This window comes from Streptomyces sp. NPDC029296 (assembly GCF_055569255.1).
The window spans coordinates 19,527-41,587 of the sequence record NZ_JBVHXT010000032.1 but is presented as its reverse complement, the minus strand read 5'-3'; the positions used below and the strand labels follow the sequence as shown (position 1 = coordinate 41,587).

Annotated in this window: 21 protein-coding genes; 8 read left to right on the top strand and 13 right to left on the bottom strand. The window is 74.7% G+C overall.

The genetic code is table 11. From position 1 onward, the window contains the following. Nucleotides 1-22: 22 nt before the first annotated feature. Both ACZ4W9_RS26340 and ACZ4W9_RS26335 read left to right on the top strand, forming a co-directional pair. Entirely contained in the window at nt 23-904 is an 882-nt protein-coding gene (locus tag ACZ4W9_RS26340) for an SIS domain-containing protein (protein ID WP_467939935.1), read from the top strand. A gap of 31 nt (nt 905-935) precedes the next feature. Further along, nucleotides 936-1,796: a class II fructose-bisphosphate aldolase gene (locus ACZ4W9_RS26335; protein ID WP_467939934.1), complete on the top strand. Its 861-nt coding sequence runs from the start codon at nt 936-938 to the stop codon at nt 1,794-1,796. Between the two features lie 69 nt (nt 1,797-1,865). On the opposite strand, the gene ACZ4W9_RS26330 is transcribed toward ACZ4W9_RS26335, so the two are convergent. After that, nucleotides 1,866-2,999: a methyltransferase gene (locus ACZ4W9_RS26330; RefSeq protein ID WP_467940043.1), complete on the bottom strand. Its 1,134-nt coding sequence runs from the start codon at nt 2,997-2,999 to the stop codon at nt 1,866-1,868. A 67-nt stretch (nt 3,000-3,066) separates the two neighbouring features. Here ACZ4W9_RS26330 and ACZ4W9_RS26325 point away from each other — a divergent pair, with 67 nt between their 5' ends. Both ACZ4W9_RS26325 and ACZ4W9_RS26320 read left to right on the top strand, forming a co-directional pair. After that, nucleotides 3,067-3,717, top strand: a complete 651-nt coding sequence (locus ACZ4W9_RS26325; RefSeq protein WP_467939932.1) for an alpha-ketoglutarate-dependent dioxygenase AlkB family protein — start codon at nt 3,067-3,069, stop codon at nt 3,715-3,717. 48 nt (nt 3,718-3,765) lie between these two features. Beyond that, complete coding sequence (locus tag ACZ4W9_RS26320) at nt 3,766-5,016, top strand: ROK family protein (protein WP_467939931.1); 1,251 nt, start codon at nt 3,766-3,768, stop codon at nt 5,014-5,016. A 19-nt stretch (nt 5,017-5,035) separates the two neighbouring features. On the opposite strand, the gene ACZ4W9_RS26315 is transcribed toward ACZ4W9_RS26320, so the two are convergent. From ACZ4W9_RS26315 to ACZ4W9_RS26285, 7 genes are all read right to left on the bottom strand, one after another. Further along, entirely contained in the window at nt 5,036-6,082 is a 1,047-nt protein-coding gene (locus ACZ4W9_RS26315; protein ID WP_467939930.1) for a S66 family peptidase, read from the bottom strand. A gap of 58 nt (nt 6,083-6,140) precedes the next feature. Then, nucleotides 6,141-7,052 (bottom strand): phosphotriesterase family protein, encoded by a 912-nt coding sequence (locus ACZ4W9_RS26310; protein WP_467939928.1) that lies wholly within the window; start codon nt 7,050-7,052, stop codon nt 6,141-6,143. Next, complete coding sequence (locus ACZ4W9_RS26305) at nt 7,049-7,633, bottom strand: DUF4865 family protein (protein ID WP_467939927.1); 585 nt, start codon at nt 7,631-7,633, stop codon at nt 7,049-7,051. The genes ACZ4W9_RS26310 and ACZ4W9_RS26305 overlap by 4 nt, the downstream gene beginning before the upstream one ends. 13 nt (nt 7,634-7,646) lie before the next feature. Then, nucleotides 7,647-7,901, bottom strand: a complete 255-nt coding sequence (locus ACZ4W9_RS26300; RefSeq protein WP_467939925.1) for a cupin domain-containing protein — start codon at nt 7,899-7,901, stop codon at nt 7,647-7,649. 5 nt (nt 7,902-7,906) lie between these two features. After that, complete coding sequence (locus tag ACZ4W9_RS26295; RefSeq protein WP_467939923.1) at nt 7,907-8,518, bottom strand: TetR/AcrR family transcriptional regulator; 612 nt, start codon at nt 8,516-8,518, stop codon at nt 7,907-7,909. A gap of 199 nt (nt 8,519-8,717) precedes the next feature. Continuing rightward, the gene (locus tag ACZ4W9_RS26290; RefSeq protein ID WP_467939922.1) at nt 8,718-9,374 is read right to left on the bottom strand and encodes an ATP-binding protein; all 657 of its coding nucleotides are present in this window, start codon (nt 9,372-9,374) and stop codon (nt 8,718-8,720) included. A gap of 245 nt (nt 9,375-9,619) precedes the next feature. Then, on the bottom strand, nt 9,620-9,943 hold the full coding sequence (locus ACZ4W9_RS26285) for a hypothetical protein (RefSeq protein WP_467939921.1): 324 nt from the start codon (nt 9,941-9,943) through the stop codon (nt 9,620-9,622). A gap of 305 nt (nt 9,944-10,248) precedes the next feature. On the opposite strand from ACZ4W9_RS26285, the gene cds1 reads away from it, so the two are divergent. Then, nucleotides 10,249-11,394 (top strand): L-cysteine desulfhydrase Cds1, encoded by a 1,146-nt coding sequence (gene cds1 / locus ACZ4W9_RS26280; RefSeq protein WP_467939920.1) that lies wholly within the window; start codon nt 10,249-10,251, stop codon nt 11,392-11,394. 53 nt (nt 11,395-11,447) lie between these two features. Here the strand turns inward: cds1 and ACZ4W9_RS26275 are convergent, their stop codons facing one another. Continuing rightward, nucleotides 11,448-12,278: a DeoR/GlpR family DNA-binding transcription regulator gene (locus tag ACZ4W9_RS26275; RefSeq protein WP_467939918.1), complete on the bottom strand. Its 831-nt coding sequence runs from the start codon at nt 12,276-12,278 to the stop codon at nt 11,448-11,450. Between the two features lie 256 nt (nt 12,279-12,534). On the opposite strand from ACZ4W9_RS26275, the gene ACZ4W9_RS26270 reads away from it, so the two are divergent. Both ACZ4W9_RS26270 and ACZ4W9_RS26265 read left to right on the top strand, forming a co-directional pair. Further along, nucleotides 12,535-15,120 carry a hypothetical protein gene (locus tag ACZ4W9_RS26270; RefSeq protein WP_467939917.1) on the top strand — a complete coding sequence of 862 codons (2,586 nt, stop codon included), beginning with the start codon at nt 12,535-12,537 and terminating at the stop codon, nt 15,118-15,120. A 98-nt stretch (nt 15,121-15,218) separates the two neighbouring features. Continuing rightward, nucleotides 15,219-15,647 carry a DUF4440 domain-containing protein gene (locus ACZ4W9_RS26265; protein ID WP_467939916.1) on the top strand — a complete coding sequence of 143 codons (429 nt, stop codon included), beginning with the start codon at nt 15,219-15,221 and terminating at the stop codon, nt 15,645-15,647. Between the two features lie 38 nt (nt 15,648-15,685). Here the strand turns inward: ACZ4W9_RS26265 and ACZ4W9_RS26260 are convergent, their stop codons facing one another. From ACZ4W9_RS26260 to ACZ4W9_RS26245, 4 genes are all read right to left on the bottom strand, one after another. Then, the gene (locus tag ACZ4W9_RS26260; protein WP_467939914.1) at nt 15,686-18,124 is read right to left on the bottom strand and encodes a right-handed parallel beta-helix repeat-containing protein; all 2,439 of its coding nucleotides are present in this window, start codon (nt 18,122-18,124) and stop codon (nt 15,686-15,688) included. 230 nt (nt 18,125-18,354) lie between these two features. Continuing rightward, a complete protein-coding gene (locus ACZ4W9_RS26255) occupies nt 18,355-18,960 on the bottom strand; it encodes an Rv1733c family protein (RefSeq protein ID WP_467939913.1) in 606 nt (201 codons plus the stop codon). A 170-nt stretch (nt 18,961-19,130) separates the two neighbouring features. Beyond that, nucleotides 19,131-19,961 (bottom strand): MOSC domain-containing protein, encoded by an 831-nt coding sequence (locus ACZ4W9_RS26250; RefSeq protein ID WP_467939912.1) that lies wholly within the window; start codon nt 19,959-19,961, stop codon nt 19,131-19,133. 42 nt (nt 19,962-20,003) lie between these two features. Continuing rightward, nucleotides 20,004-20,444, bottom strand: coding sequence for a DUF6643 family protein (locus ACZ4W9_RS26245; RefSeq protein WP_467939910.1), 441 nt, complete (start codon nt 20,442-20,444; stop codon nt 20,004-20,006). Between the two features lie 311 nt (nt 20,445-20,755). Here ACZ4W9_RS26245 and ACZ4W9_RS26240 point away from each other — a divergent pair, with 311 nt between their 5' ends. Then, nucleotides 20,756-22,060, top strand: coding sequence for a TerD family protein (locus tag ACZ4W9_RS26240; RefSeq protein WP_467940041.1), 1,305 nt, complete (start codon nt 20,756-20,758; stop codon nt 22,058-22,060). Nucleotide 22,061: the final 1 nt, after the last annotated feature.

Sequence of the window (22,061 nt, the reverse complement as noted above, 5' to 3'; positions counted from 1 at the left end):
CAGCAAGGGGAGGGTGTGGGCCATGACCCATGTCGAGAACGAGCTGAACAGCCAGCCCGAGTGCTGGATACGAGCGGCCGAACAGGCCGAGCGGCACCGGGACGCGCTGCCGCGGGCGGGGGAGCGGGTCGCCGTCGTCGGGTGCGGGACCTCGTACTTCATGGCCCAGGCGGTGGCCGCGCTGCGGGAGGGCGCCGGAGCGGGCGAGACCGACGCGTTCGCCGCCTCCGAGTTCCCCCACGGGCGGTCCTACGACCGGGTCATCGCCCTCACCCGGTCCGGCACCACCACCGAAGTGCTCGACCTGCTCGGCGAGTTGGCCGGGCGCACCCGCACCACCGCCGTCACCGCCGACCCGGACACCCCGGTCACGGCCGCCGCGGACGACCTCGTCGTGCTGGACTTCGCCGACGAACGCTCCGTCGTCCAGACCCGGTTCGCCACCACGGCGCTCACCCTGCTGCGCGCCCACTTCGGCCTGCACACCGACGCCGTCGTGGCCGACGCCCGCACCGCACTCGCCGACCCGCTGCCCGAAAAACTCGTGGAGTGCGCCCAGTTCACCTTCCTGGGGCGTGGCTGGACCGTCGGACTCGCCAACGAGGCCGGGCTGAAGATGCGCGAGGCCTCCCTGTCCTGGACCGAGTCCTACCCGGCGATGGAGTACCGGCACGGCCCGATCAGTGTGACCTGCGAGGGCACCGCCACCTGGATGCTCGGCACGGCGCCCGAGGGGCTCGCCGCACAGGTCCGCGCCACCGGCGGGGCATGGATCGAGAGCGAACGGGACCCGCTCGCCGAACTCGTCCGCGTCCAGCGGCTCGCGGTCGCGGTCGCCGCCGCCCGGGGCCTCGACCCCGACCGGCCGCGTCACCTCACCCGCTCGGTGATCCTCACTCCCTGACTCCGCCGGCCCCGCCCAGGAAGGACACCCCGTGCCCCTCGTGCCCACCGGCGAGCTGGTCACCCGGGCCGCAGCCGCCCGCCGCGCCGTCGCCGCGTTCAACGTCATCACCCTGGAACACATCGAGGCCGTCATCACCGGCGCCGAGTCGGCCGGCTCCCCCGTGGTCCTCCAAGTCAGCGAGAACGCCGTCAAGTTCCGCTACGGACGGCTCCTGCCGCTGGCCCGCGCCGCCGTCACCGCCGCCGAACGGGCGGCCGTACCCGTCGCTCTGCACCTGGACCACGTGCAGAGCGACGACCTGCTGCGCCAGGCACCCGACGCCGGATTCGGCTCGGTCATGTACGACGCGGCCCGCCTGCCGTACGCCGACAACCTCGCCGTGACCCGCGCCGCCGCCGACTGGGCGCACGCCCAAGGGCTGTGGATCGAGGCCGAGCTGGGGCAGATCGGCGGCAAGGACGGCCGGCCCCCGCTGGACGCGCACGCACCCGGCGCACGCACCGACCCGGGCCGGGCGCGGGACTTCGTCGCCTCCACCGGCGTCGACGCCCTGGCCGTGGCCATCGGCAGCGCCCACGCCATGACCCGCCGCACCGCCGTACTCGACCACGCCCTGCTGAGACGGCTGTCCGCCGCGCTGAGCGTGCCGCTCGTCCTGCACGGCTCCTCCGGCGTACCGGACGACGCCCTGGTCGCGGCGGTCGGCGGCGGCATCGCCAAGGTCAACGTCGGCACGGCGCTCAACGCGGCCATGACCGGCGCCATCCGGGACTTCCTCGCCGCCCGCCCCGAGGCCGTCGACTCGCGCGCCTACCTCGGCGTGGGACGGGAGGCGATGGCCCGCGAGGTACGGCGGATCATCGGGGTACTGCCCGGGACCGGCGGCTGACCGGCACCCGGAGCGGGACGGGGAGCCGGGCGGCCGGACTCCCCGGCGCCGCGGCTCCCGGCGGTCCGGCTAGCCCTTCTTGACCGCCCTCAGCACCACGAACTTCGGGTCCGACGCCACCGTCTCGCTGTTCCCGAACAGCCGCTTCAGCTTCAGGTGATAGCCGAGGTGCCGGTTGCCGATCACCCACAGCTCGCCGCCCGGGCGCAGCGCGCGCTTCGCCCCGGTGAACATCCGCCAGGCCGTCGCGTCCGTGGTCGCCTGGTGGGAGTGGAACGGCGGGTTGTTCAGCACCAGGTCCACACTGCCGGAGGCGACCCCGGCCAGCCCGTCCCCGACCCGGAACTCGGCGTGCCCCGGCACCCCGTTCGCCTTGTACGTCGCCTCCGCCGAGGCCACCGCCTGGAAGGACTCGTCCACGAACAAGACCTCGGCCGTCGGATCGGCCAGCGCCACCGCCGTCCCCACCACGCCGTTGCCGCAGCCGAGGTCCACCACGCGGCCCGCGCCCGGGCCCGGCAGGTGCCGCAGCAGGAAACGGGTGCCGACGTCCAGCCGGTCGGCGCAGAAGACGCCCGCGTGGTTCACCACCGTGCGCCCCGAGACCGCGCCGACACCGTCCGGGAGGGCGTAGCTGTACGGCCACGGGTTCGCGGGCCGTACCAGCGCCGGGTCGGGAGTGCAGAAGATCAGCCGTGCCTTCTGCCGGGCCAGCGAGGTCCGGGTCGGCCCGAGGATCCGCTCGAACAGCCGCAGCGTCGAGGTGTGGATCTCCTTCACCATGCCGGCGCCGATGACGACCGTGCCCGCGTGCACGGCCGGCGCCAGCCGCAGCAACTGGTCCTCCAGCAGCGCCAGGCTCTTGGGCACCCGCACCAGCAGCACGTCCACCCGCTCCGGAGGCGGGTCCTGGGTGGTGAGCAGCCCCACGGCACCCGGCTCCGCACCGGCCCGCGCCAGGTTCGCCCGGGTCGCCTCCTGACCGAGGAAGGAGTCGGTGATCTGCGTCGGCCGGTGCCGGGCCAGCGCGGTGACCAGCGCGCCCCAGCGGTCCCCGACCACCACGACCGTGCCGGTGAGCGGCACGCCCTCCTCGGCGAGATGGCGCAGCAGGTACGCGTCGGAGGCGTCCCAGGCACGCAGCCGGTCGCGCGGGTCCTCGGGGAAACGGGTCAGCTCGACCTCGCCCCACGGTGTCGTCATACGGTCGCTCATCGTGCGTCCAGGCTAGCCGAGCCGCAGCTCAGGGCCCGTGGGGCAGGATGGGGGCATGGAGGATGAGCTCTTCCCCAGGGAGCGTGCGCGGGTCGCGCCGGGCGCCGTGCACGTCCCGGACTGGCTGGACGCCGCGCGGCAGCGCGCCCTGCTCGCCGCCTGCCGCCAGTGGGCGCGGCCCCCCGCCGGCCTGCGCACGGTCCGCACCCCCGGCGGCGGCACGATGACCGCCCGCCAGGTCTGCCTGGGCTGGCACTGGTACCCGTACGCCTACGCCCGCACCGCCGTGGACGGCGACGGCGCCCCCGTCAAGCCGTTCCCGGACTGGCTCGGCGAACTGGGCCGGCGCGCGGTGTCCGACGCCCTCGGCCCGGACGCCGTGCCGGCCGCGCCGTACGACATCGCGCTGATCAACTTCTACGACGCCGACGCCCGCATGGGCATGCACCGCGACGCCGACGAGGAGGCCGACGCACCGGTGGTCTCCCTCAGCCTCGGCGACACCTGCGTGTTCCGCTTCGGCAACACCGCCACGCGCGGCAAACCGTACACCGACGTCGAACTGTGCGGCGGCGACCTGTTCGTCTTCGGCGGCCCCTCCCGGCTCGCCTACCACGGCGTGCCGCGCGTCCGCCCGGGCACCGCACCGGACTGGCTGGGCCTCGCCGGGCGGCTGAACATCACCCTGCGGGTCAGCGGCCGGTAGCCGGCGGGACCGGTCACCCCGGGCGCGGATCATGGGAGACTCGCCCTCATGAACGGCAAGGCGGATCCCCGGACAGCGGGGGAGAGGACCACCTCGAGGGCGCGGCTGGACCGGGGACGCGGTGCCCTCGGACCCGCGCTGGAGCTGGTGCACACCGGACGGGCGCCGACCCGGGCCGTGCTCACCGCCGAACTCGGCGTCACCCGGGCGACGGCCGGCGCGGTGGCCGCCGAACTGGAGGCGCTGGGCCTGATCCGGGTGGACGCCCGGCCCGGCTCCGCGGCCGGCTCCCAGGGCCGCCCCTCGCACCGGCTGGAGGTCGCCGAGGACGGGCCGGTGGTCCTCGCGGCGCAGATCCACGCCGACGGCTTCCGGGCCGCGCTGGTCGGGCTCGGCGGCCGGATCGTGGCGACCGCGCCCGGCTGCGAGACCGTCGAGGCCGACCCCGCCCAGGTGCTCGGCAGCGTCGTGGAGGCGGGCGCCGAACTGCTGCGCACGACCGGCCGGCGCTGTGTCGGCGCCGGGCTCGCCGTGCCGTCCGCCGTCGCCGAACCCGACGGCCTGGCCCTCAACCCGCTGCACGTGGCCTGGCCCGTCGGCGCGCCGGTCCGGCGGACCTTCGCGGAGCGCGTGCGCGCCGCGGGCATCACCGGACCCGCGTTCACGGGCAACGACGTCAACCTCGTCGCGCTCGCCGAGCACCGGCACGGCGCCGGCCGGGGCGCGCGGGACCTGCTGTGCGTGGCCACCGGGCACCGCGGGGTCGGCGGCGCGCTCGTCCTGGACGGCCGGCTCCACACCGGCAGTTCGGGCCTCGCGCTGGAGGTCGGCCACCTCACGGTCAACCCCGAGGGCCGCCCCTGCCACTGCGGCAGCCGCGGCTGCCTGGACGTGGAGGCGGACCCGCTGGCCCTGCTCGTGGAGGCCGGCCGCGAGCCCGGCCCCGAGGTGTCGCTGCTGCGGCAGGCCGACGACCTGCTGCGCACCCAGTACGACGACCCGGCCGTCCGCAGGGCGGCCGAAGCCCTCATCGACCGCCTCGGCCTCGGCCTGGCCGGCCTGGTCAACATCCTGAACCCGGACCGCATCATCCTCGGCGGCCTGCACCGCACCCTGCTGGCGGCCGACCCGGGCCGGCTGCGCGCGGTGGTCGCGGGCCGCAGCCTGTGGGGCCAGAGCGGCGGCGTCCCCATCCTGCCGTGCACCCTCGACCACAGCAGCCTGGTCGGCGCCGGGGAACTGGCCTGGCAGCCGGTCCTGGACGACCCGCTGACGGCACTGGCCGGCAGCACGCGGTGACCCGAGGGACACCGGGCCGTCAGTACGTCACCGTGATCCGGCGCGCCGGGCCGTCCACGCGGACCTCACCGCCGTAGGGGATCACCAACTGCGGATCGGTGTGTCCGAAATCCACATCGAAGACGGCCATGGTGTGCGGGGCATACACCCCCAGCGCACGCAGCACCGCCTCACGCTGCTCGGTGGCGTAGCGCCGCTTGGCGTCCGCGTCGTTCGGCCGCTCGAAGGTCCAGGCCTTGGCGCGGGCCATCAGCAGCGCGGGGAAGCGCTCCAGCAGCCCGCGCTCCCCCATGTTGCGCAGGATCCGGAAGACCTCGGTGGCGCTCGGCAGTTCCTCCGAGGTCTCCAGGAACAGCACGTCTCCGTCGTAGGCCGCCGGATCGCGTTCGATCTCGCGGTCGGCCATCAGCAGCCACGACAGGATCTCCAGGTTGCCGCCCCAGGCGCGCCCTTCGACGACCCGGTCGGGCCGGTGCCAGATCCAGCCGCCGGCCGGCTCCGAGTCGGGTTCGGCGTCGAACGTGGCGGGGTCGGCCCAGTCGCGGTCGGTGTCGCGGTAGCGCTCGGCCGGGCGCAGTTCGTACGGGCCCGAGGTGAACAGGGCCGCGCGCACCGAGTCGGCGGTCATCGGGTGCAGCGCGTGCGGGCGGCCCAGCTCGGTCATCACGGCGGCGCCGTGGTAGCCGACGATGCCCGAATTGCGCAGGAACAGCAGCAGATTGGTGTTGTCGCTGAAGCCGAAGAACGGCTTGGGGTGGGCGCGGATCAGCTCCCGGTCCAGGTGGGACAGCACGGTGATCTGGTCGTCGCCGCCGATGCTGGCCATCACCGCCCTGACCGCCGGATCGGCGAAGGCGGCGTGGATGTCGGCGGCGCGATCCCGCGCAGTGGCGCCCATGGTGCGGGTGGTGGGGTATTCCACCGGTTCCAGGCCGAAGTCCTCCCGCAGCCGCCTGAGCCCCAGCTCGAACGGAAGCGGCAGGATCCCCGCCAGACCGGATCCGGGCGAGAGGACCGCGATACGGTCACCGGGCACGGGCTTGGGCGGATACACAGGTGTGATCATGCCGGTCAGGTTAGAGTCCGGCTCCCGGCTGATCATCCGCGTTTCCCGCCCGGCCCGCTCACTTCCAGTCGGCGGCGAACGCCCGCCCAGGGTGCTCGCCGAGCATCCGTTCCACCAGCTCCGCGCCCACCGCCGCCGCCAGCCGCCGTCGCACCCGGCGCAGCAGATACGGCATGCCGGGCCCGCCGTCGACCGAGCGCGCCCCGGCGGTCACCGTGTCCCCGCCGAGCAGCAGCCGGTCCCCGAACCCCGCCTCGGCCAGGGCCCGCACCGCCTCCGGCATCCGCCAGTCGGTGGCGTGGTGGGCGCGGGACGGCCCGTCGAAGGCCAGCCAGCAGCCCGCCGCGGCGGCCTCCCGGTGCACCACCGGGTCGGGGGAGCGGTTCAGATGCCCCAGGATCACCCGCTCCCCGGGCACCTCCCACTCGTCGCACAGCAGGTCGAGCACGTCCAGCGCGCCGGTGCCCAGCTCCAGGTGCACGGCGATCGGCGCACCGGTGGCGTGGTGCGCCTCGGCCGCCGCCGCCATCGTCCGCCGGGCGTGCGCGTCGAGCCCGTGGAACCCGCCCGCCACCTTGATCAGCCCCGCCCGCACCCCGGTCGTCCCGATGCCCTCGGTCAGCTCCGACACGAACAGGCGGGCCAGCCGGCCGCCGCTCAGCCCGGCCAGCGACTCCGGCGCGTAGTGCGCCGCCTGGTGCAGTCCGGTGGCGCAGACGATCCGCACCCCGGTCGCCCGGGACAGCGCCGGCAGGTCCGCCGCCCGCCGTCCCATGCCGTACGGCGTCCACTGCGCCACGGCCGCCCCGCCCGCCGCCCGGAACGCCGCCAGCTCGGCCCGCGCGGCGGACACGTCGTCCAGCTCCTGCCCCGGCAACCGCGGGCTGCGCAGGAAGAGGTGGTCGTGCGCGTCGCACACGCCCAGCTCGCCGGGCGGGATGTCACCGAGGACCGTACGGACGCGCCTCACCACTGCCGACCACGCGGAAGCCGGTCCCGGCCGGGCGCGGACAGGTGCAGCACCTCGAAGAGGTCCCCGTCCGCCTCGGGGGTGTCGTGCTCCCAGAGGGAGAAGTGCACGACCTCCCAGGCACGCGTGTCCACGGCCGCCGTCGCGAGCACCGCGCCGTCCGCCGCCGCCAGCCTCCCGGTCTCGGCCACCGCGTCCGTCATGAAGGCCGCCAGTTCCACGCCCTGCGGAACCGGCCGGCGCCGGCGGACGGCGTACGCCGGCGTGGAGGCGGTCGCCGTGCCCTCCTCGAAGGCCAGGCCGGTCCACTGCCGCACCGCGGGCCGCCCGAAGTCGTCGACGGGTCCCTGGAAGGCCCCGTCCCACAGGAACCTGTTCATGCCCTCCATGGTGTTCCACAGATAGAACGGCCCGTACTGGTTCACCGGCGAGCCGTTCACGCCGCGCTCGCGCATCACGTACGTCTTGATGCCCAGGCCGTCCCAGTCGTCCAGCACCTGCCCGACACGGGCGACCCGGGACCGGACGGCCCCCATGTCGTAGTCGGCGGGCAGGGTGAACTCGTACTGCATCGCGTGCATGTCGTGCTCTCTCTCAGGCGGGATGGTCGGACACGTGCGCGTGCCACTGGGCGGTCGTGCCGTCCCCGGCGGCCTCGCCCTCCGGGACGTGCGGCGCCTGCCCGTGCGGATGCGTGTGCCAGGCCGTGTGCGCGCCGGGCGCGGAGCGCACGCTGTACACACGCGGCCGGAAGGCGGCCGTGGCGGCTGTCTCGTCCGGCCGGACGGTGCCGGTGAAGTTCTCCGCCGGGCCCCGCCGCGTGCCGGGCCGCCGTCGGGTGACGTGCACGTGACTCAGTTCTCCTGTCCGGGAGCCCGGGAAGCCTCGGTGGCTTCGCGGGCTTCGGGGTTCCGGGGGGCGAGCAGCGCGAGCAGGCCGCGCACGCCGGCGTCGAAGGCGGCGGGGGAGCCGGCGGCGCGGGCGAGGACGTAGCCGCCCTGCACGGTCGCGAGGACGGCCGCGCCGACCTCCGCGCCGTCCAGCTCCGGCGCGAACTGGCCCCGCCGTTTGCCTTCTTCGACGATCGCCGCGATCCGGTCCCGGATCGCGGCGATCGTCTCGTCCACGGGCGCACGCAGCTCGTCGCTGGCGATCACGTCCGGGTCCATGGTCAGCCGGCCGACTGGGCAGCCCCGCAGCACATCGCGCTCGCGCAGCAGATACGCCTCGATCCGCTCGTACGGCGTGCCCGGCCCGTCGAGCAACGCCTCGGCGGTCGCCCGCAGTTCCGCGGCGGTGCGCCGGATCGCGGCGAGGGCGAGGTCCGGCTTGCCCTTGAAGTGGTGGTACATGCTGCCCTGGCCGGCGCTCGCCCGCTCCAGGATCGCCTTGGGGCTGGTGCCCACGTACCCGCGTTCCCACAGCAGCTCGCGGGTGGACTCGATCAGTCGTTCCGAGGTGCTCACGCGAGCACTTTACATACTAGTAGTTACAGGAGTCCAGTCCGGCCGTACGGCCCGGCGGGTCGGGGGGTGACCGCGACGAACATGGAAGAGCGCCCCGGACGCCATGGGGGCCGGAGCACTCGGCCGGAGCACTCCCTTTCGCGGAGGCGGCCGGTTGGTGGCGGAAGCCCCGGGCCTGTCGGCCCGGGCCCCCGCCGTGTCATCGTGCGCCGTAGTCCGCCGCCCCGGCCGGCGCCGCACCGCCGACGGCCACCGCGCCTCCCGCCGCCGTACCCGCCGGCACGGGTGCCGTGGTCGCCGCCACCGCCTCCACCGGGACGGCGGGACCGCCGTTCGCCGGCACCCCGGCCCCCAGCGGCGCGGAGACCGTCACCGGGGACGGCGCCGGGGCGGCCCGGGACGCGTTCCGCGGCGACCGTGCCGGATGGCGGTGGACCGCCGCCGGGGCCGGCAGCGTGAACCACACCACCTTGCCGTTCTCCCCGTCCGGCCGCGCCCCCCAGCTCTCGCTCACCGCGGCCACCATCGCCAGCCCCCGACCGCAGGTGGCCAGCAAGGGGGTGGCATCCGCCGGGTCCGTGGCGTCGGCCGGTACCGGAAGGCGTGGATCGTGGTCGCGCACCGAGACCGTGAGCCGGTCCGGCAGCAACTCCAGTTCCACGATGCACGACTTGTCGGGCCTGGCGTGCCGGTGGACGTTGCTCAGCAGCTCCGTCACGCCGAGCGCGGCCCGGTCGATCAACGGGTCGAGATGCCAGTAACGCAACTGCGCAGATACGATTCTGCGGACCTGGCCGATCCGCGACGGCAGGGCTTGGAGCTCCACCGTGCAGTGCCTGCTTGGGTGACTGATCACGGCTGCGACTCCCCGATGTGAGGTCCGGAGGAACCGGAAGAACACGGAGAACAACGGATCCAGCAGGGAGCTTGCGTCTAAACGTCCGCCTGCTGTCGTGGCCGGCGGGCTGGTTCGCAGCGTTATCGCCGGTAAACCCAGAGTGAGTGAGACCAGCGTGACGCAGCGCATGCGCTCCCGCAACTCGCCGCGACCGCGCGTCGCACCCGGCGCGCGGTCGCGTTCACTCGTGCGGCCCGAAGCGCTCAGCCGCCGCGTCCCGCCGCCCGGCGGACCGCCTCGACGAACCGCCGGGCCGCGGGCGGCCCCGGGCGGCCCGGCGCGGGGTCGTGCTCGCCCAGTGTCAGCAGATACCGCGTGCCGTTCAGGTCGGCCAGCGCCCGGTCGTCCGGCACGAACCACGGCTTGGAGGCGCGCACCGCCTGCACCGGCGCGCTGTCTATCTCGCTGCCGTAGCTGGTGAGCAACTGGAGCCTGCCGTCGCTGATCCGGACCTGTCCGGCCCGGGTGAGCGAACGCAGCCCCTTGCCGATCCGCACGCGTGTGGCCCTGAACTCCGGCTCGGCCATGTCGGCCCCCCTCGCGCTCTTCTCCGTGGTCGCGTCGTTCCCTGATGTGTCGGTTCCTGGTGCGCCCCCGTCCGGGACGAGCCGTCCCGTCGCGTGCAGTCTGCCTCGGCCGAGCCTGGAGCACCAGCCCGCGCGGGGCGCGTACGGGAGCCACCGGGAGCACTGCGCCCCCTGCGCCCCGGCCGGCTCGCACGCTTGTGCCCCAGCTCGCCTTTGAGTGGCCCAAAGATGCGTTTATGCAGGTGGGACGGCATGTCAAACGTGCCTATGCTCGATCTGCCGGCCCGCGCGAGGCGCCGTCGGCGATGAGTGCAAGGAGCCCGGCCGTGAGCATCCCGCCCCAGACCAGAACCGGCGCGACCCTCGACGTCGACCGCAGCGACCCCGCCTACCGCGCATGGCTCAAGGAGGCCGTGCGCAAGGTCCAGGCCGACGCCAACCGCTCGGCCGACACGCACCTGCTGCGCTTCCCGCTGCCCGAGAGATGGGGCATCGACCTCTATCTCAAGGACGAGTCCACCCACCCCACCGGCAGCCTCAAGCACCGGCTGGCCCGTTCGCTCTTCCTCTACGGCCTGTGCAACGGCTGGATCCGCCCGGGCCGCCCGGTGATCGAGGCGTCCAGCGGCTCGACGGCGGTGTCGGAGGCCTACTTCGCGAAGCTGATCGGCGTGCCCTTCATCGCCGTCATGCCGCGTACGACCAGCGCCGAGAAGTGCCGGCTCATCGAGTTCCACGGCGGGCTGTGCCACTTCGTGGACGATTCCCGGAAGATGTACGAGGAGTCGGCCCGCCTGGCGGCGGAGACCGGCGGCCACTACATGGACCAGTTCACCTACGCGGAGCGGGCCACGGACTGGCGCGGCAACAACAACATCGCCGAATCCATCTTCCGCCAGCTGCGCCTGGAGCGGTTCCCGGAGCCGGCCTGGATCGTGGCCACGGCGGGCACGGGCGGCACCTCCGCGACCCTCGCCCGCTACGTCCACTACATGCAGTACGACACCCGGATCTGTGTCGCCGACCCGGACAACTCCTGTTTCTTCGAGGGCTGGACCACCGGCGACCCGGACGTCACCTGCGACTGCGGCTCCCGGATCGAGGGCATCGGCCGGCCCCGCGTGGAGCCCAGCTTCGTGCCCGGCGCGATCGACCGGATGATGAAGGTGCCGGACGCGGCGAGTGTCGCCGCCGTACGCGCGCTGGAGGGCGCCATCGGCCGCAAGGCGGGTGGCTCCACGGGCACCGGGCTGTGGAGCGCGCTGAAGATCGTCGCCGAGATGGTGGCCGAGGGCCGTGCCGGCAGTGTCGTCACCCTGCTGTGCGACCCGGGGGACCGGTACCTCGACAAGTACTACTCGGACGCGTGGCTCGCGGCGCAGGGGCTCGACATCGCGCCGTACACGGCGGCGATCGACGCGTTCCTGACCACCGGCGGGTGGCCGGACTGACGACGGGTCCGCCGCCCGGCGGGCCGCCGCCGTGCGGAGCCGCCGTGCGGGCCTCAGCCCTCCGCGCTCTCGTCCTCGGGCTCGCCCGCCACGACCACCCGCAGGTGCTCGGAGATCTCCGCACGTGCCTCGGCGGGCAGGCCCGCGTCCGTCACCAGCGTATCCACCTGGTCCAGCGTGGCGAAGGAACTCAGGCCCACCGTGCCCCACTTGGTGTGGTCGGCGACCACCACGACCCGGCGCGCGGAGTGCACCAGGCGCCGGTTGGTCTCGGCCTCCGCGAGGTTCGGCGTGGACAGGCCGGCCTCCACCGATATGCCGTGCACCCCGAGGAACAGCAGATCGAAGTGGAGCGCGGCGATCGCCTGATCGGCCACCGGCCCCACCAGCGAGTCCGACGGGGTGCGCACCCCGCCGGTCAGCACCACCGTGGCCGCCCCCTGGCGCTGCCCCGAGGTGCGCTGCGCCCCGTGGAAGACGTCCGCGACCCGCACCGAGTTCGTCACCACGGTCAGGTCGGGCACCTCCAGCAGGTGCCGGGCGAGCGCGTACGTCGTCGTACCGCCGGACAGGGCGATCGCCGCCCCCGGGCCGACCAGCCGGGCCGCGGCGCGCGCGATGTCCTCCTTGGCGGTCGGCTCCAGCCCCGACTTCGCCTCGAACCCCGGCTCGTGCGTACTCGCCTCGACCACCGGCACCGCGCCGCCGTGCACCTTCTCCAGCACGCCCTGGCGGGCCAGCGCGTCCAGGTCGCGGCGCACGGTCATGTCCGAGACACCGAGCTTGCGGGTCAGCTCGTTGACCCGCACCCCGCCCCGGCGCCGGACCTCGTCCAGGATCAGGGCGCGGCGCTGCTCCGCGAGGAGGTTCTGATTCTCGCTCACGTACGCTCCGGTCCTTTCTCCGCCAACCGTCCGACACGTCCGGCGCACCGGCTGCGACCTGGACTTCCGTCCGTTCGGGCCGGGCGCGGGCGCCCCATCCTTTCACGGGGCGGTGCCACGCGCGCCACCACCTCCGGGGCGTCCGTCGTGACCCGGTTCGGGGAGATTCCGTGACGGGGGGTGTACACGGCGGCCCGACCGGCCATCCTGGAGCCCGCACGACACAGACGTCAGGGCGTCACGGGGGATGTGCGAGATGACGGAACGCGCGCAGGAGCAGGCGGCGAAGCAGGACGACGGTCCGTCGCCGGACCGGTACGACGACCGGGCCCCGGGCGATCCGCCCTTAGGCGGCCACGGGGGTGATCACGCGGGCCGCGCCGCCGGGTGGTCCACGGCGCTGGAGACCGATCTGGAACTGCTGGTGCACGGGGTCGGCGGCACCACGCCCGAGAAGATGCTCGGCGATCCGCGCACGGTCCGGGTCTCCGGCGACGACACGGCCGCCGTCTTCCGGCGCACCGAGGACGTCGAAACCGACCGGGCCGACGGGGCCGCGCCGGACGGACGGGAACCACGCGGCGGGCCGGTCCGGGAGGCGTACGTCTGGTGCAACCTCACCTCCGGCGACGGCAGCCGCGCCCTGTGGCTGTTGCTGCTGCCGTTCATGGTCGTCAACCTCGCCCACTGGATGCGCCCCGCCGCGCCCGGCCGGCCGCGCACCGTCCGGCTCTACGGCCTGCTGGTCAGGCTGGCCGCCCTCACCCTGACCGTGCTGCTGGTCGCCGCCGTCTGCGAGGTCGCGCTGGACCTGGTGGCCTGGCAGTGCGCGAACGTCCCCGCGTGCGTACGCCGCCACTCCTGGCTGGGCTTCCTGGCCCCGGCGGCCCCCGGAGCGCCCGCCGGGGCCGGTGGCTGGTGGAGCGCCCCCGGTCGCCGGCTGGCCCTCGCCGCCCTGCTGCCGGCCGCGCTGACCGGCCTGCTCTGGTACCTCTCGCACCGCACCTGGAGCGCCTACGAGTCCCACCGGCCGCTGTCCCCGGACGCCGCCGTGGTGCACACCGGCTCCGCACAGGGCACGGGTCCCGCGGAGGACGCGGGCACCACGCCGGGCGCCGACTCGGCGCGGGCCACCGGCCTCGCGCGGGACACGGGCGCCCCGGCCGCCGGGCCGGGCACCCGCGCCACCGGGCCCGGCGCCGACACCCCGGAGCCGGACCCCGACGGCGGCGCGCTGGCCCGGCCCGGTTTCTGGTACGGACGCCGTCTGGTCGCCCGGCTGCGCGCGGCGCACACCGCGGCCGGGCTGCTCACCGTGGCCGCCGCCGTCACCGTCCCGGCCGCCCGATTCGACCGCCGGCCCGGCGGCCCCGCCGTCCTGGACGCCCTCGGCTGGGCCGTGACCGCGGCCCTGCTCGCCGCCGCGGTCGCGGTGGCCTGGGTGGTCTGCCGCCGGGGCCGCAGCGAGCGCCGCCTCGACCGGCGTCTGGACCGGCACCTGGTCCGCCGCCTGCCGCTCGGCGCGCTCGCCCTGCTCGTGCTCGCCCTGGTGTACACCGGCTGGTCGCGGCCCGGCTGGCAGTCCGCCGGGCGGCTGCCCGGCGCCTGGGCCTTCGGCGGCCTGATGCTGGCCCAGGGCCTGCTCGTCGTCGCCCTCGCGGTCGTGGCCCGGGACCTCTACCGGCGCCGCCCCGACCGGCGCACCGGGATGCGGGGCCTCGGCGGGCCCGCCGTCGCGCTGCTCGCCTGCGCCCTGGCCGGGGTGATGTCCGGCGGGGTCGCCCAGCGCGTCGCCGACTGGCTGGACGGCACCCGGTCCCTGCTCGCCGGCCCGCCCGCCCTGCTGACCTGGCAGTCGTCCGTCATCCCGCCGCTCATCGCGGTGCTGCTGCTCCTGGCCGCCGCCCTCGCGGTGCGCACCGCGAGGGCCGCCCGCGCCGAACGCGCCCGGGTGCGCCGCGAATACCCCGGCGAACCCGAGGACCCGCCCCGCACCCGCGCCATCGCGCACGCCCGCGCCATGGCCACCCTCACCGACCGCGTCCCACTCGTCGTCGCCGTCCTCACCGCCACCACCCTGCTGCTGGGCACGGTCGCGCTGGCCGGCGCCGCGGCCACCGGGAAGACGCCCGACGGCGCGGCCCGCCGCACCCCCCACCTCCTCCAGGCCGTGGCCGAGACCTCCCAGGCGCTCGGCTCCTGGCTGGTCGGGGTCGGCTTCGTGCTCTTCGTGACCTGGGGCAGGCGTGCCTACAAGGACGCCTCGGCCCGGCGCACCATCGGCATCCTCTGGGACGTCGGCACCTTCTGGCCGCGCGCCGCCCACCCCTTCGCCCCGCCCTGCTACGCCGAGCGCGCGGTGCCGGACCTGACCTGGCGCATGGTCACCTGGACCCGGCGCACCGGAGGCCGGCTGGTGCTGTCCGGGCATTCCCAGGGCAGCGTCCTCGCCGCCGCGGCGGCCTGGCAACTCCCGCCGCCCGTGCGCACCCGGGTCGCCCTGCTCACCTACGGCTCCCCGCTGGAGCGCCTGTACGGACGCTGGTTCCCGGCCCACTTCGGCCCGCCGGCGCTCGCCGCCCTGCACCGCGACATCGCCTGCTGGCGCAACCTCTACCGCCGCACCGATCCCATCGGCGGCCCGGTCCGGATCCCCGGCGACACCGTCCCGGAGGTCGACCACGAGCCCCTGCCGGACCCCCGCGCCTACGGCCGCACCCCCGACGACCCGCTCCCGGCCCCGATCCTCGGCCACTCCGACTACCCGTCGGACCCCGCCTTCGCCCGCGAACGGGCGGCCCTCCTCACCCGTCTCCTCCCCGGTCTCCCGGCCCAGCGCTAATCAAGTTTGATCAGTGGCGCGGAGGCGTGTACGCTCCCGGCGTGGTAACTAGTCAAAGTTGATTAGCTACGTGTCGCTCTACCGCCGAAGGAGCCCGCATGACCTTCCTGCCCGACACCGGATACACCCCGACCGCCGAGGACCGCGCGAGCCTGGACGCCTGGTTCGCGGAGTACGACGCGGCCAGCGGCCGGCGCGACGTCCCGCACATGGCGGACATGGCGGTGTTCCCGCTCAACCTCGTCAGCGACGACGCCGCGGGCGACGGCCGGTCGGCGCAGTGGGACCGGGACCGCTTCCTCGCCACCATGACCCACGTGATGGGCGACGGGGACCAGGACATCACCTTCGAGTCCACCCGGACCCCGGTGTTCCTGTCCCCCTCGATGGCCGTGGTCTTCACCGACTCGACCATGACCGCCGACGGTCACTCCCAGCGCCTGCGGTACGCCGACATCCTGCTCAGGCGGGACGGGAGGTGGGCCTTCCAGACCATGATCCAGCCCGGCTGGGGAGACAACCTGTAACCCGGCGGGCGAAGGCCGGCCCGAAGCCCGTGCGCGGCTCAGGGCAGCTCGGGCAGGTCCTCCGCGTACAGCAGGGTCAGGTCGTCGGTGGTCGGGTCGGGGAACTGGGCGACGCGGCTCGCGTGCCGCTCCACCATCGCCTCGAACGTCTGCCGGGCGGTACGCCCGTTCCCGAACGCCGGGCCCTTCGGAAGCGCCGCGAAGTACGTCAGCAGCGCCTCCGAGGCGCCCGGCGCCAGCCGGTACTCGTGCTCGTCCGCCTGCTGCCGCACGATCCGCAGCAGTTCGTCGGGGCCGTAGTCCCCGAAGGTGATGGTGCGGGAGAAACGGGAGGCCACGCCCGGGTTGACGGAGAGGAAGCGCTCCATCTCGGCGGTGTACCCGGCGACGATCACCACCACCTCGTCCCGGTGGTCCTCCATCAGCTTCACCAGCGTGTCGATGGCCTCCTTGCCGAAGTCCCGCCCGGCGTCCCGCGGGGACAGCGCGTACGCCTCGTCGATGAACAGCACCCCGCCGCGCGCCCGTTCGAAGGCCTCCTGGGTGCGCAGCGCCGTGGAGCCGATGTGCTCGCCGACCAGATCGACCCGGGACACCTCCACCAGGTGTCCCTTCTCCAGCACGTCCAGCGCGGCGAGGATCTCGCCGTACAGCCGGGCGACCGTCGTCTTGCCGGTGCCGGGGGAGCCGGTGAAGACCAGGTGCCGCTTGACCGAGGCCGCCTTCAGGCCCGCCCGCTGCCGGCGCCGGCCCACCTCGATCATGTCGGTCAGCGCCCGCACCTCGCGCTTGACGCTCTCCAGCCCCACCAGCGCGTCGAGTTCGCCGAGCACGTCCTTCGGCGTCCGCCGCGCCCCGTCGGGCTCCCGGGCGGGGCCGGACGGGGCCCGCTCCTCCGCCCGCTGCCCCGGCAGGGCGCCCAGCAGGCCGGCGGACCGCGGCACCGTCTGCACGGCCGGCTCCCTGGGGGCGGGCGTCCGGGAGGCGGCACTCTCGTCGCTGGTGCAGTCCTCCACGACCGGCCCCGCCCCGGCGCCCGCGTCCGGACCGGCGTCGGCGAACTCGTACCCGCCGCGTGCGCACCGTTCCGTGCGGCACTTGCGCAGCGTCGTGCGGCTGCCGTCGATCACGTGGAAGCCGTAGCCTCCGCTGCCGGTGACCCGGCAGTACAGGAAGGTGCCCCGGCCGCCCGCGGAGACGTAGAAACCGGCCTCGGCGGGCGAGTCGACCGTGCAGCGCTCGACGACCGGGTCGGCGCCCTTGGTGACGATCACCCCCGTCTGGGTGCCCTCCAGGGTGCAGTTGTTCAGCGTGCCGCCGCTGCCGTGGTCGCGGAACCAGGCGCCGGTCGCCGCCTCCCGGATCCGGCAGTCGTCCAGCTGCGCGGTCGCCCCGTCGCTCACCGACACGGCCGTGTTGCGCACCTGCGTCAGATCGCTGTCGACGACGTCCGCGCGGGAGCCGCGGTCCAGGACGAACAGCGCGTCCGGCACGTCGTGCACCCGGCAGGAGTCGAGCACGGCGGTGGCCCCGTCGCTCACCCACACCGCCGGATAGTCGCCGGTGCTGTCGAAGATCTCGCACTGGTTGGCGTCCACCCGGGTCCCGGGGTCCCACACCGACAGGCCGTTGCGCCCGAACCGGCGCACCGTCGTCCGGGTCAGCGTGAGCACCGAGCGGGAGCGCAGGTCGACCGCGTTCTCCGGGATGTCGTGCAGCCGGCAGTCGGCGAGCGTGAGCACCGCGTCGGTGTCCAGGGTGATGCCGTCCGCGGTGGTGCGGTGCACCTCGCAGTCGGTCAGCTGCGCGGTGGCCCGCTGGGTGATCTGCACCCCGGCGCCGCGCACCTCGTAGATCTCGCAGCCCACCGCCTCCAGCGCGGTGTTCTCCCCGGTCACGGTGAGTCCGGTGCCGGAGGCGTGGTGCACCCGGCAGCGCTCCAGCCGCGGCCGGGCCGCGCCGCGGACCGCCACGCCCGCCTGTCCGGCCGCGACGACCTCGCAGTCCTCGAACACCCCGCCGCCGTCGTCGAGCACGGCGATGCCGACGCCGGCCGGATTGTCCACGGTGCACCGGCGCACGGTCGGGCGGGCGCCGCCGCGCACCTCGATGCCGACGGCGGACCGGGTGACGATCCGCACGTCCGTCAGCTCGGGCGTGCCCTCCTCGACCAGCAGCGCGGGCGCCGCCGCGTCCTGGCCCTCCACGTGCACGTCCCGCACCACCGCCGAGGCCCGCACCGTGAGCGGCACCCCGTCCGCGGGCGCGATCCGCACCGAACCGGCCGAGCCCTCGGACCCGCGCAGCGTCACCGCCCGGTGCACGACGAGGTTCTCCCGGTAGGTGCCGGGGGCGATGGTGAGGACGTCGCCGTCGGCGGCGGCCTCCAGGGCGGCGGCGAGCGACGCGTACTCACCCGTGCGGCGCCGCCACCGCGATGTGCCGGTGTGCGTCACCTGGACCGTGCCCTGTGTCATGGCGTTGCCGTGCTCCCACCTCGTCGTCCTGATGGCTCGCCGCCCCTCGCGGCGCTGTTGCCGGTGCCGGGCCGCGACCGTGCCCGGCCCCGCGGACGGGAGCGTGGTCGCCGCTCCCGGGATCCCGCCCGCCCCGGGGGTCACGCACCCACGGGGCGTCGCCGACAGCGCTTCGGCCGCTCCACCGTAGCGTGTGCGTGCGCGGCCGGTTGACCGGAGCGGTCAGGCCGTCAGCTGCCGGTGCCCGCCTTGCCCCAGTCCGGCCCGGCCCGGTCCCACGCCTGGTCCCAGCGTGCGTACCGGCGGCGGACCAGGCGCCATACGGTCACACGCCGGGCGGTCTCGGCCAGGGCCGCGGTCAGCAGGGCCGCGCCGAGCCCCGCGAGCGCGGCGTGCGCCGTCGCCGTGGCGGAGTCCAGCGGGCGGGGCGTCATCCGGCCGTGCGCATCGGTCCAGACCCTGAAGTGGTCGCCCCGGTGCGGGGACTTGAGGTCCGCGAGGACCGGACCGTGCCGCCGGGTGCCGTCCGGACCCGTCCAGTACGCCAGGACCCGGCTGCGGCTCGCGCGCGCGGAGGCCGACTCCGGGTCGGCCTCCGGCAGGGCGCCGCCCAGCTCGCGCACCACGGTGGCCGTGACGAGATGGCGCGCGTGCCGCTGCTGCCGCGCGGACCGCTGGAGCGCGTCCTCGGCGGCGGTCCCGACCAGCCAGCCCGTCACGGGCGCGGCCACGGCGATCAGCAGCAGCGCGACGAGGGCCGCCCACGCCTCGGCCAGATCGGTCGCGCGGCGCAGCGGATTGCGCCGCCAGCGCCACAGCCCGGTGAGTGCCCGCATGTCCCCCCTTCCGGTGCGTCACCACCCCCGGCGGCGGGTGCCCGCCCCGGCCCGGACCGGGAGGGAGCGCCGTCACCCGCGCCGGGACGTCCGGCGTACGCGGCCTTGCACGCATTCCGCACGCCCCCTCAACGACCGGCACCCGGCCCCCGGTTCCCGGTCCGCGCCGGTCACCGCCGGTCGAGCACGCGCACCGGGTCGCCGACGCCGACCGTGCCGGGGGCGAGGGGCACGAGGTTCACCCCGAACAGCAGCTTGCCGCCGGTCCTGCGGTGGCGTGCCAGGGTGTGCAGGGGCTCCCGGCCGCGTACGGCGGTGTCCTGGTCGGTGGTGGTCACCACGCACCGCGCGCTCGGCTTGGCGATCCGGAAGACCACGTCGCCGACGGAGATCCGGCGCCAGCCGTCCTCTGCCCAGGGCTCGGTGCCGGCGACGACGAGGTTGGGCCGGAACCGGTCCATGGGCAGCGGGCCCTCGTGGGCGTGCGGCCCCTCGGCTATCAGGGAGTTCAGCGCGTCGAGCGAGGCGACCGTGGTGACCAGCAGGGGGAAGCCGTCGGCGAAGCTCACCGTCTCGCCGGGCAGGGCGTACTCCGGGTCGACCGGGCGGCGGACGGCCGGATCGTCCATGTGGACCAGGCGCACAGCGGTCCCGAGATAGGCGCTGCACCAGGCGTGCGCGGCGGCTGCGGCCGGGGCCGCCTCCACCTTCGTGCGGAACACGTCCACCGGGATGGCTCCGGACGGCTCCGGCACCTCGACCGTGAGCGGCGCCCGGCCGGGCGCGGACAGCCGGACGCCGCCGCCGGCCAGAGGCTCGGCGGCGGCCAGCGCCAGGCGCGGCGACTCGCGCTGTGTGACGACCTTTCCCCCGTCGTCGATCAACGTCCAGCGCCGGTCGCCGGCCAGACCCCAGGGCTCCACCACGGCCGTCCGGGGTGCGACGCCCCGGAACGCCTTGACCGGATGGACGTGGATCGACTGCACTACGGCGTTTCCCATGCCGACCATCGTGCCAGGCGGCACCGACAGCCGAGGGTGTTGTCAGTAGCCGCGGTACTGCTGGTTGTTGTACGGATCCTGGTAGGGCGCCTGCGCGGGGCGCGGCGCGGCCGGGCGCATGGCCTCGTACCCGTTGCCGCCCTGCGCCATCGGCCGCTGCTGCTGCGGGGCCTGCGGGCCGGGATAGCCGCGCGGGGCGCTCGCCTGCTGCGGGATGTACGCCGTGGGCGCCTGCTGCAGCGGTGCCGGCTGCGGCGCCTGCGGATAGCCGTAGGCCGGGGGCTGCGCGGACGGGGCCGCCGGGAGGGCGGGCAGGGCCGACGGCAGGGCGGGCAGGCTGCTGCCTGTGTCGTAGGCGGCGGGGACCCGGATCGGGGCGATCTGCGGCGTGCCACGCTCGGCGACGAGCGAGTCGTAGATCGGGGTCTCCTTGAAGGAGGCGGAGTAGTAGCCGCCACCATAAGTGGAGCGGGGGGAGGTCATGGCACATAAGTTAAGCCCACGATGTGCTGGTTGGGGAGACCGATAAGAGGGTTGTTTTCCGTGTCGTCGGTAGTCTGACACCCCCAATACGAGCGAACATGGCAAAAAGGGACACTGCTCGACGTTTGGATCGCGTAAAGGCCGAGTTCCTTCGGTGTTACCGGCGGTTGACCGGCGATCTTCCTGTGCCGTTCCTGGGCGTGCGCCCAGGCCCGGAATAGGTTGTGCGGGTAGGGACCGCACGGGCCGAGAAGATCCGGACCGAAGGGCGGAACGCGCCGAGCCGACATGTGATGGGGGCGGACATGACCATGCTGAAGGGGTCCAACACGCAGGTGCCGACCACGGCGCTGCGCGTCGAACTGGGCTGGCGCGCCGGTCCCGGGGTGCCGGACGCCGATGCCTCGGCGCTGCTGCTCACCTCGGGAAAGGTCCGCTCCGACGAGGACTTCGTCTTCTACAACCAGCCCGCCCATCCCTCCGGCGCGGTACGCCACGAGGGCAAGCGGGCGGCCCGCGGACGTGTCACCGACACCCTGCTGGCCGACCTCGCGCGCGTGGAGGGCGACATCGAGCGGATCGTCCTCGCCGCCTCCGCCGACGGCGGCACGTTCGGACGGGTCCCGGACCTGTACGTCGAGGTGACCGACGCCGCCTCGGGCCGGGTGGTCGCCCGCTTCGACAACCCCGGCGCGACGGTGGAGACGGCCTTCGTGCTCGGCGAGCTCTACCGCCGCCAGGGCGGCTGGAAGTTCCGGGCCGTCGGCCAGGGGTACGACAGCGGACTCGAGGGGCTGGCGCGGGACTTCGGCATCACCGTGGACGAACCCCAGCGCGCCGCACCCCCCGCGGCCCCCGCCCCGGTCACCCCGCCGCCCCGCCCCGCCGCGGCCCCGCCGCCTCCCACGGCGGCACCGGTGTCGCCCTCGTCCCCCGCCGCGGTCCCGCCACCGCCGTCCGCCGCCCCGCCCGCACCCGCCGCGCAGCCGGTCCGGCTGTCCAAGGTCACGCTCACCAAGGCGGCCCCCTCCGTCTCGCTCGCCAAGCAGGGCGGCACCTCCGGCGCCATGCGGGTCAACCTCAACTGGCAGATGCGCAAGCAGTCCACGAGCTGGCTCAACCGGCTGAGCGGCCAGGGCGGCGTCGACCTCGACCTCTGCGCGCTGTACGAACTCGCCGACGGCCGCAAGGGAGTCGTCCAGGCCCTCGGCAACGCCTTCGGCTCGCTGAACCGGCCGCCGTACATCCATCTCGACGGCGACGACCGCACCGGAGCCGTGGCCCGCGGCGAGAACCTCACCATCAACCTCGACCACACAGGCGACTTCCGGCGCATCCTCGTCTTCGTCACCATCTACGAAGGCGCCCGCTCCTTCGCCGACCTGAACGCCACCGTCACCCTCCAGCCGCAGCACGGCGCCCCCATCGAGTTCTCGCTCGACGAGTGCACCGTCGCCTCCCCGGTGTGCGCGCTGGCCCTGATCACCAACACCGGCGGCGACCTCCTCGTCCGGCGCGAGGCGCGGTACCTGGTCCCGGAGCGCGGTTCGAGCCCGCAGCGGACCATGGACCGCGCCTACGGCTGGGGCATGGACTGGACGCCCGGCCGCAAGTGAC

Excerpts from the sequence above, each read along its gene's own strand:
- ACZ4W9_RS26325 (WP_467939932.1), top strand. The coding sequence starts at position 3,067 with ATGGAGGATGAGCTCTTCCCCAGGGAGCGTGCGCGGGTCGCGCCGGGC.
- ACZ4W9_RS26305 (WP_467939927.1), bottom strand. The coding sequence starts at position 7,633 with ATGCACGCGATGCAGTACGAGTTCACCCTGCCCGCCGACTACGACATG.
- ACZ4W9_RS26255 (WP_467939913.1), bottom strand. The coding sequence starts at position 18,960 with ATGCGGGCACTCACCGGGCTGTGGCGCTGGCGGCGCAATCCGCTGCGC.
- ACZ4W9_RS26285 (WP_467939921.1), bottom strand. The coding sequence starts at position 9,943 with ATGGCCGAGCCGGAGTTCAGGGCCACACGCGTGCGGATCGGCAAGGGG.
- ACZ4W9_RS26340 (WP_467939935.1), top strand. The coding sequence starts at position 23 with ATGACCCATGTCGAGAACGAGCTGAACAGCCAGCCCGAGTGCTGGATA.
- cds1 (WP_467939920.1), top strand. The coding sequence starts at position 10,249 with ATGAGTGCAAGGAGCCCGGCCGTGAGCATCCCGCCCCAGACCAGAACC.
- ACZ4W9_RS26245 (WP_467939910.1), bottom strand. The coding sequence starts at position 20,444 with ATGACCTCCCCCCGCTCCACTTATGGTGGCGGCTACTACTCCGCCTCC.
- ACZ4W9_RS26260 (WP_467939914.1), bottom strand. The coding sequence starts at position 18,124 with ATGACACAGGGCACGGTCCAGGTGACGCACACCGGCACATCGCGGTGG.
- ACZ4W9_RS26315 (WP_467939930.1), bottom strand. The coding sequence starts at position 6,082 with ATGATCACACCTGTGTATCCGCCCAAGCCCGTGCCCGGTGACCGTATC.
- ACZ4W9_RS26330 (WP_467940043.1), bottom strand. The coding sequence starts at position 2,999 with ATGACGACACCGTGGGGCGAGGTCGAGCTGACCCGTTTCCCCGAGGAC.
- ACZ4W9_RS26250 (WP_467939912.1), bottom strand. The coding sequence starts at position 19,961 with ATGGGAAACGCCGTAGTGCAGTCGATCCACGTCCATCCGGTCAAGGCG.
- ACZ4W9_RS26320 (WP_467939931.1), top strand. The coding sequence starts at position 3,766 with ATGAACGGCAAGGCGGATCCCCGGACAGCGGGGGAGAGGACCACCTCG.
- ACZ4W9_RS26270 (WP_467939917.1), top strand. The coding sequence starts at position 12,535 with ATGACGGAACGCGCGCAGGAGCAGGCGGCGAAGCAGGACGACGGTCCG.
- ACZ4W9_RS26240 (WP_467940041.1), top strand. The coding sequence starts at position 20,756 with ATGCTGAAGGGGTCCAACACGCAGGTGCCGACCACGGCGCTGCGCGTC.
- ACZ4W9_RS26265 (WP_467939916.1), top strand. The coding sequence starts at position 15,219 with ATGACCTTCCTGCCCGACACCGGATACACCCCGACCGCCGAGGACCGC.